Annotated in this window: 16 protein-coding genes and 1 pseudogene; 8 read left to right on the top strand and 9 right to left on the bottom strand. The window is 64.2% G+C overall.

From position 1 onward, the window contains the following. Positions 1 to 7 precede the first annotated feature (7 nt). From DKT70_RS11615 to DKT70_RS18650, 7 genes and pseudogenes are all read right to left on the bottom strand, one after another. Entirely contained in the window at positions 8 to 769 is a 762-nt protein-coding gene (locus tag DKT70_RS11615; RefSeq protein WP_111559292.1) for a DUF1513 domain-containing protein, read from the bottom strand. After that, entirely contained in the window at positions 769 to 1,458 is a 690-nt protein-coding gene (locus tag DKT70_RS11610) for an imelysin family protein (protein ID WP_158530027.1), read from the bottom strand. The genes DKT70_RS11615 and DKT70_RS11610 overlap by 1 nt, the downstream gene beginning before the upstream one ends. Position 1,459: 1 nt before the next feature. Continuing rightward, on the bottom strand, positions 1,460 to 1,624 hold the full coding sequence (locus DKT70_RS18040) for a hypothetical protein (protein ID WP_158530025.1): 165 nt from the start codon (positions 1,622 to 1,624) through the stop codon (positions 1,460 to 1,462). Continuing rightward, a pseudogene (locus DKT70_RS18740) lies at positions 1,624 to 2,427 on the bottom strand (di-heme oxidoredictase family protein). The gene DKT70_RS18040 and the pseudogene DKT70_RS18740 overlap by 1 nt, the downstream one beginning before the upstream one ends. Continuing rightward, positions 2,414 to 2,563 carry a hypothetical protein gene (locus tag DKT70_RS18735; RefSeq protein ID WP_325048039.1) on the bottom strand — a complete coding sequence of 50 codons (150 nt, stop codon included), beginning with the start codon at positions 2,561 to 2,563 and terminating at the stop codon, positions 2,414 to 2,416. Before DKT70_RS18735 ends, DKT70_RS18740 begins: the two are co-directional and overlap by 14 nt. Positions 2,564 to 2,836: 273 nt before the next feature. Further along, a complete protein-coding gene (locus DKT70_RS18730) occupies positions 2,837 to 3,598 on the bottom strand; it encodes an imelysin family protein (RefSeq protein ID WP_325048040.1) in 762 nt (253 codons plus the stop codon). Between the two features lie 54 nt (positions 3,599 to 3,652). Then, a complete protein-coding gene (locus tag DKT70_RS18650; protein ID WP_267895651.1) occupies positions 3,653 to 3,775 on the bottom strand; it encodes a hypothetical protein in 123 nt (40 codons plus the stop codon). A 259-nt stretch (positions 3,776 to 4,034) separates the two neighbouring features. On the opposite strand from DKT70_RS18650, the gene DKT70_RS11595 reads away from it, so the two are divergent. Together DKT70_RS11595 and DKT70_RS11590 are read left to right on the top strand one after the other, a co-directional pair. After that, complete coding sequence (locus DKT70_RS11595) at positions 4,035 to 4,802, top strand: SDR family oxidoreductase (RefSeq protein ID WP_111559290.1); 768 nt, start codon at positions 4,035 to 4,037, stop codon at positions 4,800 to 4,802. Between the two features lie 132 nt (positions 4,803 to 4,934). After that, positions 4,935 to 6,224 carry a PQQ-dependent sugar dehydrogenase gene (locus tag DKT70_RS11590; RefSeq protein ID WP_111559289.1) on the top strand — a complete coding sequence of 430 codons (1,290 nt, stop codon included), beginning with the start codon at positions 4,935 to 4,937 and terminating at the stop codon, positions 6,222 to 6,224. 24 nt (positions 6,225 to 6,248) lie between these two features. On the opposite strand, the gene DKT70_RS11585 is transcribed toward DKT70_RS11590, so the two are convergent. Together DKT70_RS11585 and guaB are read right to left on the bottom strand one after the other, a co-directional pair. Continuing rightward, entirely contained in the window at positions 6,249 to 7,490 is a 1,242-nt protein-coding gene (locus DKT70_RS11585) for an Hsp70 family protein (protein WP_111559288.1), read from the bottom strand. Between the two features lie 111 nt (positions 7,491 to 7,601). Next, positions 7,602 to 9,050: an IMP dehydrogenase gene (gene guaB / locus DKT70_RS11580; RefSeq protein WP_111559287.1), complete on the bottom strand. Its 1,449-nt coding sequence runs from the start codon at positions 9,048 to 9,050 to the stop codon at positions 7,602 to 7,604. 216 nt (positions 9,051 to 9,266) lie between these two features. Between guaB and DKT70_RS11575 the strand changes: the two genes are divergently transcribed. The 6 genes from DKT70_RS11575 (at position 9,267) to DKT70_RS11550 (ending at position 15,151) form a co-directional block, all read left to right on the top strand. Further along, positions 9,267 to 10,409, top strand: a complete 1,143-nt coding sequence (locus DKT70_RS11575) for an OmpP1/FadL family transporter (protein WP_111559286.1) — start codon at positions 9,267 to 9,269, stop codon at positions 10,407 to 10,409. Positions 10,410 to 10,539: 130 nt separating this feature from the next. After that, complete coding sequence (locus DKT70_RS11570) at positions 10,540 to 11,403, top strand: ATPase (protein WP_111559285.1); 864 nt, start codon at positions 10,540 to 10,542, stop codon at positions 11,401 to 11,403. A gap of 1 nt (position 11,404) precedes the next feature. Continuing rightward, positions 11,405 to 12,331 carry a homoserine O-succinyltransferase gene (locus DKT70_RS11565; protein ID WP_111559284.1) on the top strand — a complete coding sequence of 309 codons (927 nt, stop codon included), beginning with the start codon at positions 11,405 to 11,407 and terminating at the stop codon, positions 12,329 to 12,331. A gap of 2 nt (positions 12,332 to 12,333) precedes the next feature. Next, complete coding sequence (gene ppk2, locus DKT70_RS11560; protein ID WP_199559577.1) at positions 12,334 to 13,212, top strand: polyphosphate kinase 2; 879 nt, start codon at positions 12,334 to 12,336, stop codon at positions 13,210 to 13,212. Positions 13,213 to 13,275: 63 nt separating this feature from the next. Next, entirely contained in the window at positions 13,276 to 14,019 is a 744-nt protein-coding gene (locus tag DKT70_RS11555) for an SDR family oxidoreductase (RefSeq protein WP_111559282.1), read from the top strand. A gap of 94 nt (positions 14,020 to 14,113) precedes the next feature. Continuing rightward, a complete protein-coding gene (locus DKT70_RS11550) occupies positions 14,114 to 15,151 on the top strand; it encodes an ABC transporter substrate-binding protein (protein ID WP_111559281.1) in 1,038 nt (345 codons plus the stop codon). The last annotated feature ends 100 nt before the right edge of the window (positions 15,152 to 15,251 follow it).

Genomic DNA, 15,251 nt, shown 5'->3' with positions numbered 1-15,251 from the left:
CCCCCAGCTAGCGCAGCTTCAGCAGCGGCATGACCTGTTCCGGGTCCCCCTCCGATCGCAGGGCAGCCACCACGGTCGCGTCGCTGCGGGCCGAGATATGGTGGATGGAGGCCTGCGCCAGTTCAGGCGCCAATGTGACGGATTGGGTGATGTGCCCGTCGTCGATACAGACCAGGCTGGGATGCATGTTGTCTAGGTTCAGCTTGTCGCGGTCGCGGTCGCTGTCGGGATGGATGCGGATGCGGCAATTGGCGACCAGCTCGGTCTGGGTTCCCGGAAGGCGGATCACCTCATGCGAGCCGATGCCGCAGGTGGGGATCTCTACAATCCGGGCGTAGTTGCAGCGCGCGTCCCAGATGCCCAGAGCGGCCGCGCCGGTGGCATGGTCGTTTTCGGTGGTGACCAGCACCTCGCCATCTTGCAGATAAGCGCCGTAGCCATAGAAATGCCACCCCTGTGGCACTTGCATACGCTGAACGACCCGCTCGACAGCGCACTCCATGACCAGCTCAAAGGTTCCGGGAGAACGGGCAAAGGCCACGGCCTCGGCCTCGGCCCGCGTCGGACGGGCAGCGGGATGGCCGCGATCGGGCAGATCGACTCGAAAGGCGATCTGCGCCTTGGCCGTCAATTCGCATAGTGTAAAGCGTCCCCTGGCGTCTCTGGCCGCGGCCAGAAAGGCGGGGTTACCCAGATTGGCCCAGCTGGCACCGGAGATCATCGCGCCCGTGGCCGCGATGCCGGCTAGGAATCCGCGACGGTTGCACATCAGTCGACATCCGCCGCGTTGAAGCCCGCACGGATTCCAAGCGTATCGCCCAATTCGCCTTGGGCATGGGTGATGGCCGCGCGGATGCTGGTCTGGATCGCCTCGATGCGGAAGCGGGCCGAAGGGTCGTCCAGATCGGCCAATGCCGGATCGCCCGCCATCGCCACCTGCGCCCGCGCCATGGCGGCATCGGTCATCGGATCGGGTCCCAAGGCCGCCGCCATCTGGCGCAGTTTGGCGCGCAGGGATTGTGGTTCATCGAAGGTTCCCAAGGGCCAGCCAAGGCGCTGATCGGCCAGATGCTTCAACCCGGCCATCAGCGCGGTGAACAACGCTTGGTCGACCTCGGCCCCGGACAGAAAGCGGGTCTTGCCCGCCTGCTCCGGATAGCCCATCTGATCGGCGAAATCGTCGTGCCAGCCATCCCTGATTTGATCGGCAGTGGCTGCCAGGTCGTCGGCCAAGGCCAAGGCCAGGGTCAGTTCGCAGGGCTGGGCATCTGCGTCGCACATCTGGCGCTCCAGCGCGCCCAGCCCCCGTGCCGCAACCGAGGCCTTGGCCATCACCTGCGGTGTCAGCGCATCGGGTCCCTGCGCCTTCAGCAGGCGCAGCCCGCGCGCGGTGGCATCACGGTCGTCGCGCCAGAACAGCACCGCGCGCGACCGCCCCTGATCCTGGATCGGACCCATCTCAAGACGCGAGATCCCCGCCCAAGGCCTGCACCACCCCGGCAAAGACCCGCCGCAGCGCGGGCGGGTCGCAATCGGTTTCCGCCAGGTTGTCGGCCGCATCGGCATGGGCGGCGGTGGCAAGCGCCGGGGCGGTCATGCAGATCAGGGCAAGGGTGCGGATCATCACAGGGACTCGAGGAATGCGAACAGGGCGGCACGGTCTTCGGCGGACACGTCGACAAAGCCGTTGCGGGTTCCGCGCGCCTCGCCATGACGCCACGGGATGGCTTCGATCAGGGAACGGGCGCGCCCGTCATGCAGATAGGTGTCATGGCCGGAGACCTGCGGGGTCATTCCGATCCCCACAGGGGCGTTGTCCGCCATTCGGCCCCCGATGCCTGCCCCGCCGGCAGCTGATCGGCCAGCCTCGGCCCCATCTCACCGACCAGGAAATCAGAATAGGGCAGGATCAGCTGAAAGCCCTGTACCAAACGATCGGTCAGGCGGTGGGTCACGAAGGAAGGGTGGTGGCAGGATATGTAGCCCGTCTGGTGGAAGATCTGCTTGCCGCGCAGCACCTGCGCTTCTCCCACGTCTGCGCGCAGCCACCGCCAAGTTGCGGCTGTAGAAGGTCATCAGGTCCAAGCTGTCGCCCGCCAGCTCCAGCCTGTTCTGTTCGGCGCTGAGACCATCGGGCGCGGCCCGAAAAGCAGTCTGGCCCGGCGTGCAGTCGCCCCAAGGCTGCGGGTGCAGTGGCAATGCGATGCCGGTACCGTTGTTAAAGGCGTCGGCGGCCTGCTGGCACAGCGTCGGCGTGCTGGCGCGCGTGCCAAAACGGTCCAGCATCGGCTGATCGTATTCGGGCGACCAAACGATGTTGGCGCGGCCGCTGATCCCGTCGCCATCGGCGTCTCTTGAGTCGGAAAGGGCGATGATATTGCTGGCGGGAATGGCCTCGACCTGGCCAGTTCGATCATCTGGGCGCAACGCCCGCGCTGAAGCGGGTGGCGGGGTCCATCGAGCCGTAACCCAGATCCTGCCGGGACCAGTCGGGGCAGCGCAGGGTGACCTTTTCTCCGCTCGGCAGATCGAAGCTGTCGGCATCGCGCCAGCGAACCCGCACGCGGCCTTCGGGGGGATGCCCGCCACCGACGGGTCCGAGGGCTGGTGCCCATAGATCGGATCGCCCTTGGTCGAGAGATAATTGCGCAGCGCCTTGATATCCGCCGGCCCGGCATCCTTTGGAATGCCCAGCCGGACCACCAGGCTGCCCGCATCGTCGTCAGACCCGGGGGGGGGCAATGACTGCAACCATCCTTGACGTCGCAATCCTGGCAGGCGCGCGTGTTGAAAAGCGGCCGCAGCCCATCAGAGGCAATGGTTGATACGGGCGGGGTCACCCAGATGCATTCGAACAATCCGTTTCCGATGTTGAACCGCGTGCTGCTAAAAGGTCAGGTTCTTCTGCGGCATGCTGAAGGCCCGCGCCGCCTTGGTTGGCCTCGAAGGGGGCGCGGTGAAATCGGTGGCGGGCTCCGTCACCGCCGCTATACGCGCCGCCTCGGCCCTGGTGCGGGGTTCGATCGACAGATGCGGATCGGACACTTGGGCCAAGGCCGTGCCGGACAGCATAAGCACCAGGCAGGTGGCGATGACGCCCCAACGGGCTCTGTGGCTGATCATGGTCGAAACCCCCGGTCTGCTCGGCATGTTGTGATGCCGGGCCATCTGCATCGCCGTCCAACTGGAATACGGCCTTGGGATCGTCCAGACTTTCCGATCCGCATCTGTCGATCGCATCCTGGATCAGCTGGCCACTGGCCTCGTTGCCGGGGTCCGGCATCATGTCATAGCGCATCCCGGCCTCGGCGGCGGTCTTCAGACGTACCATCTGGAACTGCGTGCGGTCCAGCGACTTCGACAGCGCGTCGGCCACGTCCCCGTCCTTTTCGGCGACCAGTTCCCGCAAGGACGCCCCCGTCGTCACGCTGCCGTCGATGCCGGTATAGGTGCCTTCATAGCTGTTATGCACGCCCAGCGCGCCATAGAAATGGATGTTATTGGTGTTGTCGTAAAAGCAGGAATGCTCTTCCTCGGGGTTGTTCAGCATCAGGCCCAGCGGCATGTGCTGGGCCGCCGTCGTGCCATAGGATCCCAGATCCTGCGCCCACAGCAGGAACTTGATCGCGTGATAGCCGGCGACGCCATTCGTCTATTGCATGGTATCTGCCGACGGGTCATTCACCAGCGTCTGGACCCCCTGCTGCAGCTGCCGCGCGCTGGTCAGGCTGTCGCCATAGGAGGCCGCCGCAATATCGACATAGGTCGTCGGCATTTAAGCCTCTTCGACGGCATGGGTAGCCCAGGCGGTCAGAACGAAAATGGCGATGATTGTCAGAAGGCAGATGGAAACTCCGGGATGCTGGTGGAACAGGCCTTTCCCATCTCCTGATAAAACTGTCGGGAAAAGCAAGTGAAACGCTGATGGTTTTCGGCGGTTGCGGTTCGGGGCCCGGATGATGCCTTGCGTCGCGGACTTTCATCGCCCATCCCTGTCGGACAGCGACACAGCCCCGCAGCGGAAAGGAGACGGCATGAGCATCCATCTGTTTGACCTGACGGGGAAACGGGCGCTGATCACCGGATCGTCGCAGGGGATCGGCCTTGCCCTGGCCCGTGGGCTGGCCGATGCGGGCGCTGAAATCGTGCTGAACGGTCGCGGCCCGGACAGGTTGGCCAAGGCGACGACCGCCCTGCGCGACGGGGGCGCCGTCGTCCATGAACTGCCCTTCGACGTGACCGACCATAGGGCCGTTCGCAGCGCCGTCGATCGTTTCGAGGCCGAGACAGGCACCATCGACATCCTGATCAATAATGCCGGCATGCAACATCGCAGCCCGCTGGAGGATTTCCCCGCGGAGGCCTTCGAACGTTTGTTGCAGACGAACATCGCTTCGGTCTTCCATGTCGGCCAAGCGGTCGCGCGGCACATGATCGCGCGGGGCATGGGCAAGATCGTGAATATCTGTTCGGTCCAGACGGCCTTGGCGCGTCCGGGCATCGCGCCCTATACCGCCACCAAGGGGGCTGTCGCGAACCTGACCAAGGGCATGGCCACCGATTGGGCACGCCACGGCCTGCAGTGCAACGGGCTGGCGCCCGGCTATTTCGAGACGCCGTTGAACCAGGCCTTGGTCGATGATCCGGAATTCAGCGCCTGGCTGGCCCGGCGCACCCCGGCCGGTCGCTGGGGCAAGGTCGAGGAACTGGTCGGTGCGGCCATCTTCCTGTCGTCGGATGCGTCCTCCTTCGTCAACGGCACGACCCTTTTTGTCGATGGGGGCATTAGCGCCTCGCTCTAACCGGTGCGCCATTCATGTCGCTGACCGAACAGATGCGCCGTGGATTGCCACATGATGTCGCGCCCTGGCGGTGCCATTTGACGCCGCGGCAACCGGCGCTAGACTGCGCGAAATGCAATTTGGGGGAACAGCATGGAATTCATGGCACGCGCGACGGCCATTGTCGGCGGCACGATGGTCGCACTGCGCCGCTTCGGGGCGCCGCGCACCCAGGCGATGGGCAGCACGCCGCAGATCCCCGAGGCCCGCAAGCAGGGGATCATGACGCTGAAGATGCCGACCGCGCAAGGATGGGGTGCAGGTCATGTTCCCGCGGCCGCGCCGGGGCTGAAGGTCAACGCATTCGCATCGGGCCTGGACCATCCCCGCTGGATCGAGGTGCTGCCGAATGGCGACGTCCTGGTGGCGGAATCCAAGGAACAGCCCAGCCCGGCCAAGACCCTGTTCGACATGGCGGCCCAGGCCACGATGCGGCGCGCCCGCGCTATCGGCATCAGCGCCAACCGCATCAGCCTGTGGCGCGATGCCGATGGCGACGGCGTGGCCGAAATCCACAAGACCTTCGTCGAAAACCAGAACCAGCCCTTCGGCATGGCCCTGGTGGGTGACACCTTCTATGTCGGCAATACCGACGGGATCGTCGCCTTCGACTATCGTGACGGCGATACCAGCCTGACCGGACCGGGGCGCAAGCTGGTCGATTTCAAGCCCTCGGGGCATTGGACGCGCAGCCTGCTGGTGTCACCCGACGGGACGCGCATCTATGCGGGCGTCGGATCGCTCAGCAATATCGGCGATAAGGGGATGGAGGCCGAGGAAGGCCGCGCCGCCATCTGGGAACTGGATGTCGCCACCGAAGAAGCACGCATCTTTGCCTCGGGCCTGCGCAATGCCGTGGGGATGGCGTGGGAACCTGTGACGGGCGAACTGTGGACGGTGGTCAACGAACGCGACGGGCTGGGGGATGAAACGCCGCCCGACTACCTGACCTCGGTCCGGCGCGATGGCTTCTATGGCTGGCCCTATTGCTATTGGGGGCAGACGGTTGATGACCGCGTGCCACAGGATGCCGCCAAGGTCGCGTCGGCCATCACCCCCGATTACGCGCTTGGCGGTCATACGGCATCCCTGGGCCTTTGCTGGATGCCCGAGGGCACCCTGCCCGGCTTCCCCGACGGCATGGTTATCGGCCAGCACGGATCGTGGAACCGATCTACGCTCAGTGGGTACAAGCTGATCTTCGTGCCGTTCAAGGATGGCAAACCCAGCGGCGCGCCGCGCGACATCCTGTGGGGCTTCTTGTCGGATGACGAAAAGGTCGCCTATGGCCGCCCCGTTGGCGTGACCATCGGTCCCGACGGCAAGTCGCTGCTGATGGCCGATGACGTGGGCGACATCATCTGGCGCGTCACCGCCGCCTGACGAAAGACAGGCGGGCCGCGGCGCTCAGCCGCGGTTCGCCGCAATTGCCAGCCCGTCGGCGACGGCGGTGAAGACCTCGGAAAAGGTATGCTGCGCGTCTGGAAACAACGCCCGCATCCGGTCCGACACCATCGTCATCAGGCTGGACCCGCCGACATAGATGACCTGACCCACCTGATCCGCCCGCAACCCCGCCATGCCCAGCGTCACATGCGCGCCTTCGGACAACTGATCGCCATGACGCGACAGGCTGTCGTTCAGATCCTGCGGCGTCAGGGGGGCCGACAAGCCGCGCTGGATCATGTCCAGCATGATACGCGGTTCATCCTGACCGCCATTCGCCGCGATCTTGCCCCGTTCGGTCGCAAAGGCCAGGTCGTGGCCCAGCTCACCCTCCAGCACGGTGGCAAGGCGGGACAGCTTTTCAGGCTCCTCCGCCAAGCGGACCATCTCGGCGACCATGCGGGTGTTTTGGGGGGTATAGACGAAGGGGATCTTTTCCCATGTCGCAAGGTCGTTATAGATCGCGTTCGGTGTAGGCGAGGTGCCATCGCCCATGACCTTGCGCAAGACCGTTCCCTTGCCCAGCAGCGGCATGACCCGGTCGATGTTGATGGCGCGGTCGAAATCGGTGCCGCCAATCCGCACGCCGTGATTGGCCAGGATCTCAACCCCGTCCGTCCCCGACCGGAACAGCGAGAAATCCGACGTCCCGCCCCCCACGTCCACGATCAGACCGATACCCCCCGACTGGTCCAGCGCCCCGCTGGCAATGGCTGCCGCTTGGGGTTCGGGCATGAAATCCACATAAGTGAAACCCGCCGCCAGATAGCAGGCGCGCAGATCTTGTTCGGCCTGCGCCTCGCGCGGGTCGTCCTGGCCGTGAAAGACCACGGGACGGCCAGACAGGACGCGATCGAAGGTCAGGCCGGTCTCGGCCTCGGCGCGTGTCTTGATCTGATTCAGGAAGCGGCCGATGATATCGACGAAGGTCACGCGCTCATGCAGGATCTGACGCTTTTCATGCATCAGGCTGGTGCCCAGCACGCGTTTCAGCGCGCGCATGAAGCGGCCCTCGACCCCGTCCAGCAGGGCCTGGTTGGCAGGTTCGCCGATCAGCGTGCGGCGGGTTTCCTGGTCGAAGAAAAAGGTGGTCGGCATCGTCATCTGGCCGGGGCCCATCGGGATCATCCGCGGCCTGCCATCGACCAGATAGGCCGCGGCCGAATTCGAAGTCCCGAAATCAATGCCGATCGCTTGTGCCATGACCACACCCTGTCAGTAAAGGAAGGGGGGCTTTAGGCAGGGCATGTGGGCTTGTCAAGGAAACCCGCCCCCGGTGGTGGCATGCGCCGTCACCGGGGGCGGAAAAACCGATCAGCCAGCGCGGTAATTGGGCGATTCACGCGTGATCTGGACGTCGTGGACGTGGCTTTCCTTCAGGCCCGCCCCGGTAATGCGCACGAATTCGCAATTCTTGCGCATTTCGGGAACGGTGGCGCAGCCGGTATAGCCCATGGCCGCCCGCAGGCCACCGACCAGTTGGTGGATGACGTTGCCCGCCGGACCCTTGTAGGGGACCTGACCTTCGATCCCTTCCGGGACCAGCTTGTCGCTGGCCGCATCCTTCTGGAAATAGCGGTCGGCCGAACCGCGCGCCATGGCGCCCAGGCTGCCCATGCCGCGATAGGACTTGAAGCTGCGGCCCTGGTACAGGATCACTTCTCCGGGGCTTTCATCGGTGCCCGCGATGGCGCTGCCGACCATGGCGCAGCTTGCGCCCGCCGCGATCGCCTTGGCGAAATCGCCCGAGAACTTGATCCCGCCATCCGCGATGATCGGGATGTCGCCCGCAGCCGACGCGGTATCCATGATCGCCGTCAGCTGCGGCACGCCCACGCCCGCCACGATGCGGGTGGTGCAGATGCTGCCCGGCCCGATGCCCACCTTGATGGCGTCGGCGCCCGAACCGATCAAGGCGCGGACGGCCTCGGCGGTGGCAACGTTGCCCGCGACGATCTGGACGTCGCCCGCAACGGCCTTCAGGCGTTCGACCGCACGGGCGACGCCTGCGGAATGGCCATGCGCGGTGTCGATGACGACCATGTCCACGCCCGCCTCGATCAGCGCCATGCTGCGCTCGAAGCCCTCATCGCCGACGGTGGATGCAGCGGCGACGCGCAGGCGGCCCATCTCATCCTTGCAGGCCAAGGGGTTCAGCACAGCCTTCTCGGTGTCCTTCAGCGTTAGCAGGCCCGTCAGCTTGCCTTCGGCGTCCGTGATCAGCAGCTTTTCGATGCGGCGCGCCTTCATCAGGCTGATCGCCTCGGCGCGGTCGGCCGGTTCGCGCAGGATGGCCAAGTTCTGATCGCTCATCATGGCGCGGACGGGGGTGCGGGCATCGTTGGCAAAGCGCATGTCGCGGTTGGTGACAATGCCGACGACCCGGCCCTTTTCATCCACCACCGGAAAACCAGTGACGTTATAGCGATCCTGGAATGCCTTGGCGTCGGCCAGCGTCTGGTCGGGCGTCAGGGTGATCGGGTTATAGACGATGCCGGATTCGAACCGCTTGACGCGGCTGACTTCGCCCGCCTGCTGTTCGGTGGTCAGGTTGCGGTGGATCACGCCCATGCCGCCCGATTGTGCCATGGCGATGGCCATCCGGCTTTCCGTGACCGTATCCATGGCCGAGGACAGAAGCGGAATGTTCATCCTGATGGACCGGGTGACATTCGTGGTCACGTCAGCGGTCGACGGCATCACCGTCGAGGCGGCCGGAACCAGAAGAACGTCGTCGAATGTGAGAGCCTCACGAATCTGCATGGGGGTGTCCTTGCGGCAATTTCGTTTGGCAGTTTCCACTTTCACGGGCAGACCGCTTTGTCCAGCCCGAAGACGCATCAATCTGCGTTGCCGAACTGCCACCACTGCATCGCGACGGATGACGCGAACGTCACGTCAAGTGGACCCGTCAATTGATTCGCAACCATGCTGTCGTAATGTCGATTCGGGCTTGCGCGCCCTCAAGGGGAGGAAATTATGAAAACCGCATTTACGGGCATTGGCATTTTGATGCTGAGCGCGTCCCAGCTGGTCGCCGGCGGGATCGAACGTGCACCGCAATCACTGAACGCGCTGTTCGAAGAGGGCAATTATGTTGAACTGAGCTTCGGCGGCGTCGACCCCACGGTCGAGGGGACCGATGTTGCCGGTTTTGAAACGGGCGACGTGGCGCAGGGCTATGGTTTCGTGGGCATGGCCTACAAGCACCAGTTCACGCCGGAGTTTTCGGGCGCGATCATCGTCGAACAGCCCTTCGGCGCCGACATCCTCTATCAGCCGGCCACGGATGGCGGTTCGCCCGTCTTGGGAGGCACGAGGGCCAAGGTCGACAGCACCACCTTCACCGCGCTTGGCCGCTACAAGATGCCGAACAACTTCTCGGTCCATGGCGGTATCCGCGGATCGCGCGCCGATGGGAAGGTGTCGTTGAACGGTTTGGCCTATGGCGGTCTCTCGGGCTATAATGTCGATCTGGACAGCGATACCGGCATTGGCTGGGTTGCAGGTGCAGCCTGGGAGAAGCCGGAAATCGCCGCGCGGGTGTCTTTGACCTACAACTCCAAGATCGAGCACAAGTTCGATACCATCGAAACGCTGGACCCCGATGGCGTCGGGCCGATCCCGCCGCAGCCGCTTGCTGCCGACGCATCGACCACCACCGTCGATACGCCCGAAAGCTGGAACCTTGAATTCCAGACGGGTGTCGCACAGGACACGCTGGTCTTCGGTTCTGTCCGCTGGGTCAACTGGAGTGAATTTCGCGTCGATCCTGCCGTCTTCACAGCCTTGGCCCGCGGCGGACTTGTAGATCTGGAGGATACCACGACCTATACCCTGGGCGTGGGGCGCAAGTTCACCGAAAGCTGGTCGGGTTCGGCTGCCTTCGTCTATGAAAAGGCGGGAGACGATCTGGTCTCGCCGCTGGCACCGACGAATGGCCGCAAGGGCATCACCCTGGCCGCCGTCTATACCCAAGGGCCGATGAAGATCTCGACCGGGATCAACTATTCCAAACTGGGTGACGCAAGGCCCGAAACCGGCCCCCTCAACGAGCCGCGCGCGCAGATGGAGGACAACGACCTGTTCGGCGTCGGCGTCCGCGTCGGCTACAGCTTCTGATCCGTCATGCCTGACCATCACGGCCCCTTCCGAGAGGAGGGGGCCGTTTTTCACGCCTGCGGAACTCCCGGGTCTTTCCCTTCGTCCATGCCCGGTTTAGCTAGGGCCTTGCGCAACCAAGGGACGGCAGATGATCTATCGCAGTGCAGAGGCTTGGCGGACGGCCGCATCGAAACGGATCGTGCTGTTCGGGATGTCGGGCCTGGGCAAGACCTATCTGGCCTCGATGCTGCGCGAGACGGATGACTGGTTCCACTATTCCGTCGATTACCGCATCGGCACCCGCTACATGGGCGAATACATCGCCGACAACTTCAAGCGCGAGGCGATGAAGGTCCCCTTCCTGCGCGAATTGCTGATGTCGGACAGCGTCCACATCTCCAGCAACATCACCTTCGACAATCTGGCGCCGCTGTCCACTTATCTGGGCAAGCCCGGCAGCCCCAGCCGCGGCGGCCTGCCCTTCGAGGATTACTGCCGCCGCCAGAACCAGCACCGCCGCGCCGAGATCGCATCCCTTCTGGACACGCGCCATTTCCTGGATCGCGCGCAGGACATCTATGGCACGCCGCATTTTATCTGCGACACCGGCGGATCGATCTGCGAGGTGGTGGACCCCGACGATCCGCAGGACCCGGTCATGAATGCCCTGACGCGCGATTTCCTGATGGTCTGGATCAAGGGCAGTGATGCCCATACCGCCGAACTGGTGCGCCGTTTCGACCGAGCGCCCAAACCGATGTATTACCAGCCGCAATTCCTGGAAAAGGCCTGGATCGCCTATCGCGTCGAAAAAGGGCTGGAGGAGGAGCAGGTCAATCCCGACGATTTCATCCGTTGGACCTATGCCCGCGCACTGGCCCATCGCCAGCCCCGATACGAGGCGATGGCGCGGCGCGGCGTCACCATCCTGGCCGAGGAGGTGGCGCAGATCCGTACGCCGGACGATTTCCAAGACCTGATCGCCACGGCCATTTCACGCAAGGACGCCTGACATGCCCATCACCCTGAACGAGAACCTTCCCGCCTATCGCATCCTGTCCGAGGAAGGGGTGATGGTGATGTCTCCGGGGCGGGCAGCGACCCAGGACATCCGTCCGCTGCGCATCGGGCTTTTGAACCTGATGCCGAAGAAGATCCAGACCGAGAACCAGTTCGCCCGCGTCGTCGGCGCGACGCCCCTGCAGATCGATTTCCAGCTGATCCGCATGTCGGACCACGAAAGCCGCAACACCGCCGCCGACCACATGGAGAGCTTCTATCGCCCCTTCCGCGAGGTCGAGGCCTCGGGCGAGAAATTCGACGGGCTGATCATCACCGGCGCGCCCATCGAACATCTGCCCTTCGACCAGGTCAGCTATTGGGACGAACTGACCCGCGTCTTCGACTGGACGCGGACCCATGTGCATTCGACCTTCGGCGTCTGCTGGGGCGGCATGGCGATGGCGTGGTATTTTCACGGCCTGCCCAAGCATATCCTGCCGGCGAAGGCCTTCGGCTGTTTCGCCCATCAGAACCTGGAGCCGTCGTCGCATTACCTGCGCGGCTTTGCCGACGAGGTGCTGGTCCCCGTCAGCCGCTGGACCGAGGTGCGGCAGGAAGACGTCGATGCCCGCCCCGACCTGACCACCCTGCTGGCCAGCCCCGAGGTGGGGCCTTGCCTTCTGTCGGACGCCAAGCGGCGCGGGCTCTATGTCTTCAACCATTTCGAATATGACAGCACGACGTTGAAGGATGAATTCGACCGCGACATGCAGGCCGGCAAGCCCGTCACCGTTCCCGCCAACTATTACCCGCAGGACGATCCCGCGCGGATACCGCTGAACCGCTGGCGCAGCCACGCGCATCTGCTCTACGGTAACTGGATCAACGAGATCTATCAGACGACGATGTATGACATCTCGCGTATCGGAGAGGAATGAGCATGGCGGACACGCAACTGCCCTATGTCGGTCAGATCACCGCCTATCTGGAAGGCAAGGCCCCCAAATCGATCCGCAAGCAGATCGGGGATGCCGGCGCGAACGACATCATGGACCAGGATTTTCCCTATCGCGACATGATGGACAAGGGCGAGTACGAGGACCGGATGGAAAAGCTGCAACTGCAGCTGATCCGCATGGTCCATGACACCATCGCCACCGGCAAGCGCATCGTCGTCCTGTTCGAGGGGCGCGATGCGGCGGGCAAGGGCGGCACCATCGAACGCGTGCGCGAAAACCTGAACCCGCGATCCACCTATATCGTGGCCCTGCCCAAGCCCTCCCAACGCGAGGCAGGCCAGTGGTATTTCCAACGCTATGTGTCCCACCTGCCCGCTGCGGGCGAAATGACACTGTTCGACCGCAGCTGGTACAATCGCGGCGTCGTCGAACGGGTCTTCGGCTTTTCCACCGATCGGCAGCGCAACGCCTTCTTCCGCCAGCTGCCAAGTTTCGAACAGATGCTGGTCGATGACGGCGTAATCCTGGTCAAGCTGTGGCTGAACGTCGGCCGCGCCGAACAGCTGCGCCGGTTCCTGGACCGCGAAAAAGACCCGCTGAAGCAGTGGAAGCTGAGCGGGATCGACGTGCAGGGCTTGGCGAAATGGGATGACTATACCACCGCCATCCGCGACACGCTGAACCTGTCGCATTCGCCCATCGCGCCCTGGACGGTGATCCGGTCCGACGACAAGCGGCGCGCGCGGGTCGCGGCGATCCAGGCCATCCTGAATGCGGTCGATTACGCCGGCAAGGACCCCGAGGCCATCGGTCAGATCGATCCGCAGATTGCGGGTGGGCCGGACCTGCTGCGCGACTGAGCCTCTTGGCCTTTGACGGGCCGCATGCCAGAACCCCGCCCAGGGATCATCTGGGAGGATATCATGGACCTGTCGAACAGCCGCGCCATCGTCACGGGCGGCGCATCCGGCCTGGGCGCCGCCACCGCCGCGCATTTCCGCAAGATGGGCGCGCAGGTAACCGTGCTGGATCTGGACCATGCAGGCGAAGCCGCGGCCACGGCCATGGGCGCGGGCTTTGCGCAGACCGACGTGACGGATGAGGCAAGCGTTACGGCCGCGCTGGACCATGCGGTCGGGCTGATGGGCGGCATCGACATCTGCGTGAACTGCGCGGGTATCGCCACGGGCGAAAAGACCCTTGGCCGCGACGGCCCCCACCGCCTGTCCAACTTTCGCCGCACGGTCGAGATCAACCTGATCGGCAGCTTCAACGTCCTGCGCCTGGCCGCAGAACGCATGGCCCTGAACGACCGGTCTGAAAACGGGGTGATCGTGAATACCGCCTCGATCGCGGCCTTCGACGGACAGAAGGGTCAGGCGGCCTATGCAGCGTCCAAGGCGGGGATCGCGGGCATGACCTTGCCCCTGGCGCGCGACCTGGCGGGCCAGCGCATCCGCGTCTGCGCCATCGCGCCTGGCATCTTCGGCACGCCGATGCTGAAGGGACTGCCCCAGGACGTGCAGGACAGCCTGGCCGCCGAGGTGACCTTCCCCAAGCGCCTTGGCGATCCCGACGAATACGCCCGCATGGCCGCCTTCATCGTCGAAAGCGAATACATGAACGGCGAGGTCATCCGTCTGGATGGCGCATTGCGCATGCGCTGACCACCAAGCCCCCCGCCTTGCGCGAAACGCTTGCGCGGGCGGGGGGCGACGGCTAGCGTTCCTGCATAACCGATGAACCGAAAGGCCAGTTTTCATGCGCTTGCTGACCACCACCATCCTGGCCGCGGCCGCCCTTCCCGCCTATGCCGCGGATCCCCAGCTGACCGTCTTTGACTGGGCCGGCTTCGAAGAACCCTCGATTTTCCAGGGCTATGTCGACAAGCATGGCGACAGCCCCACCTTCGCCTTCTATGGCGACGACGACGAGGCGTTCCAGAAGGTCGCCTCGGGGTTTCGGGCCGATGTCGTCCATCCCTGCAGCCAGATGGTCAGCAAATATCGCGATGCCGGCCTGATCGAGCCCTGGGACACCGCCAAGATCCCGAATTTCGACATGATCGACGAACGCTTCCTGGATTCCGAGGTGTTCCGCGACGATCAGGGCGTCTGGTTCATCCCGACCGACTGGGGCGCGACCGCCATCGCCTATAACAGCGAAACGGTCCCGGCCGAGGACGTCTCGACGCTGGAGGTCTTCACCAACCCCAAATACCAGGGCCGCACCTCGCTGCCCGACAGCTCGGACGATGTCTGGGCGCTGGCCTATCTGGCGACGGGCACCACCGACTGGACGGATGTGACCGACGAACAGTTCGCCGCCGCCGCGGAATGGCTGCGCAAGGCGCATCAGAACGTCGCCGCCTATTGGGCCGATCCGTCCGAACAGGCGCAGCTGATGGCATCGGGCGCGGTCGATGTGGCGTGGTCGTGGAATGACGGCGTCGTCTATCTTCAGGAAGACAACTATCCTGTCGGCTTCCAGCGGGAAGCAAAGGAAGGGTCGTCGACCTTCTTCTGCGGCTTTGTGAACGTCAAGGACGGCCCCGGAGACGAGGAGCGCGCCTATGACTTCATTAACGCCTGGCTGGAGCCGTCGGCAGGCAAGGCGCTGATGGACACCATCGGCTATGGCCACACCTCGACCGAGGCGATGGAGACCATCAAGGATGAACCTGCCGTGGCCGAGGGCCTGGCCGAGGTCGACGTCCCCGTCTTGGCCCAGACCCCGAACGACCCCGAACAGCGCCAGAAGCAGCTGGCCGAGTTCGAAAAGATCAAGGCCGGTTTCTGATCACCTATCATTCGGCAGCGGGTTCGCCCGCTGCCGAAACGACTTGAGCCGAATTCATTATCTTGTCGAAAACTATGAATTTGCTGACATGGCATCGGGC

The sequence above is a fragment of the Paracoccus sediminilitoris genome (genome assembly GCF_003259195.1).
GTDB lineage: Bacteria > Pseudomonadota > Alphaproteobacteria > Rhodobacterales > Rhodobacteraceae > Paracoccus > Paracoccus sediminilitoris.
This window is presented reverse-complemented; position numbering and strand designations above follow the sequence as displayed.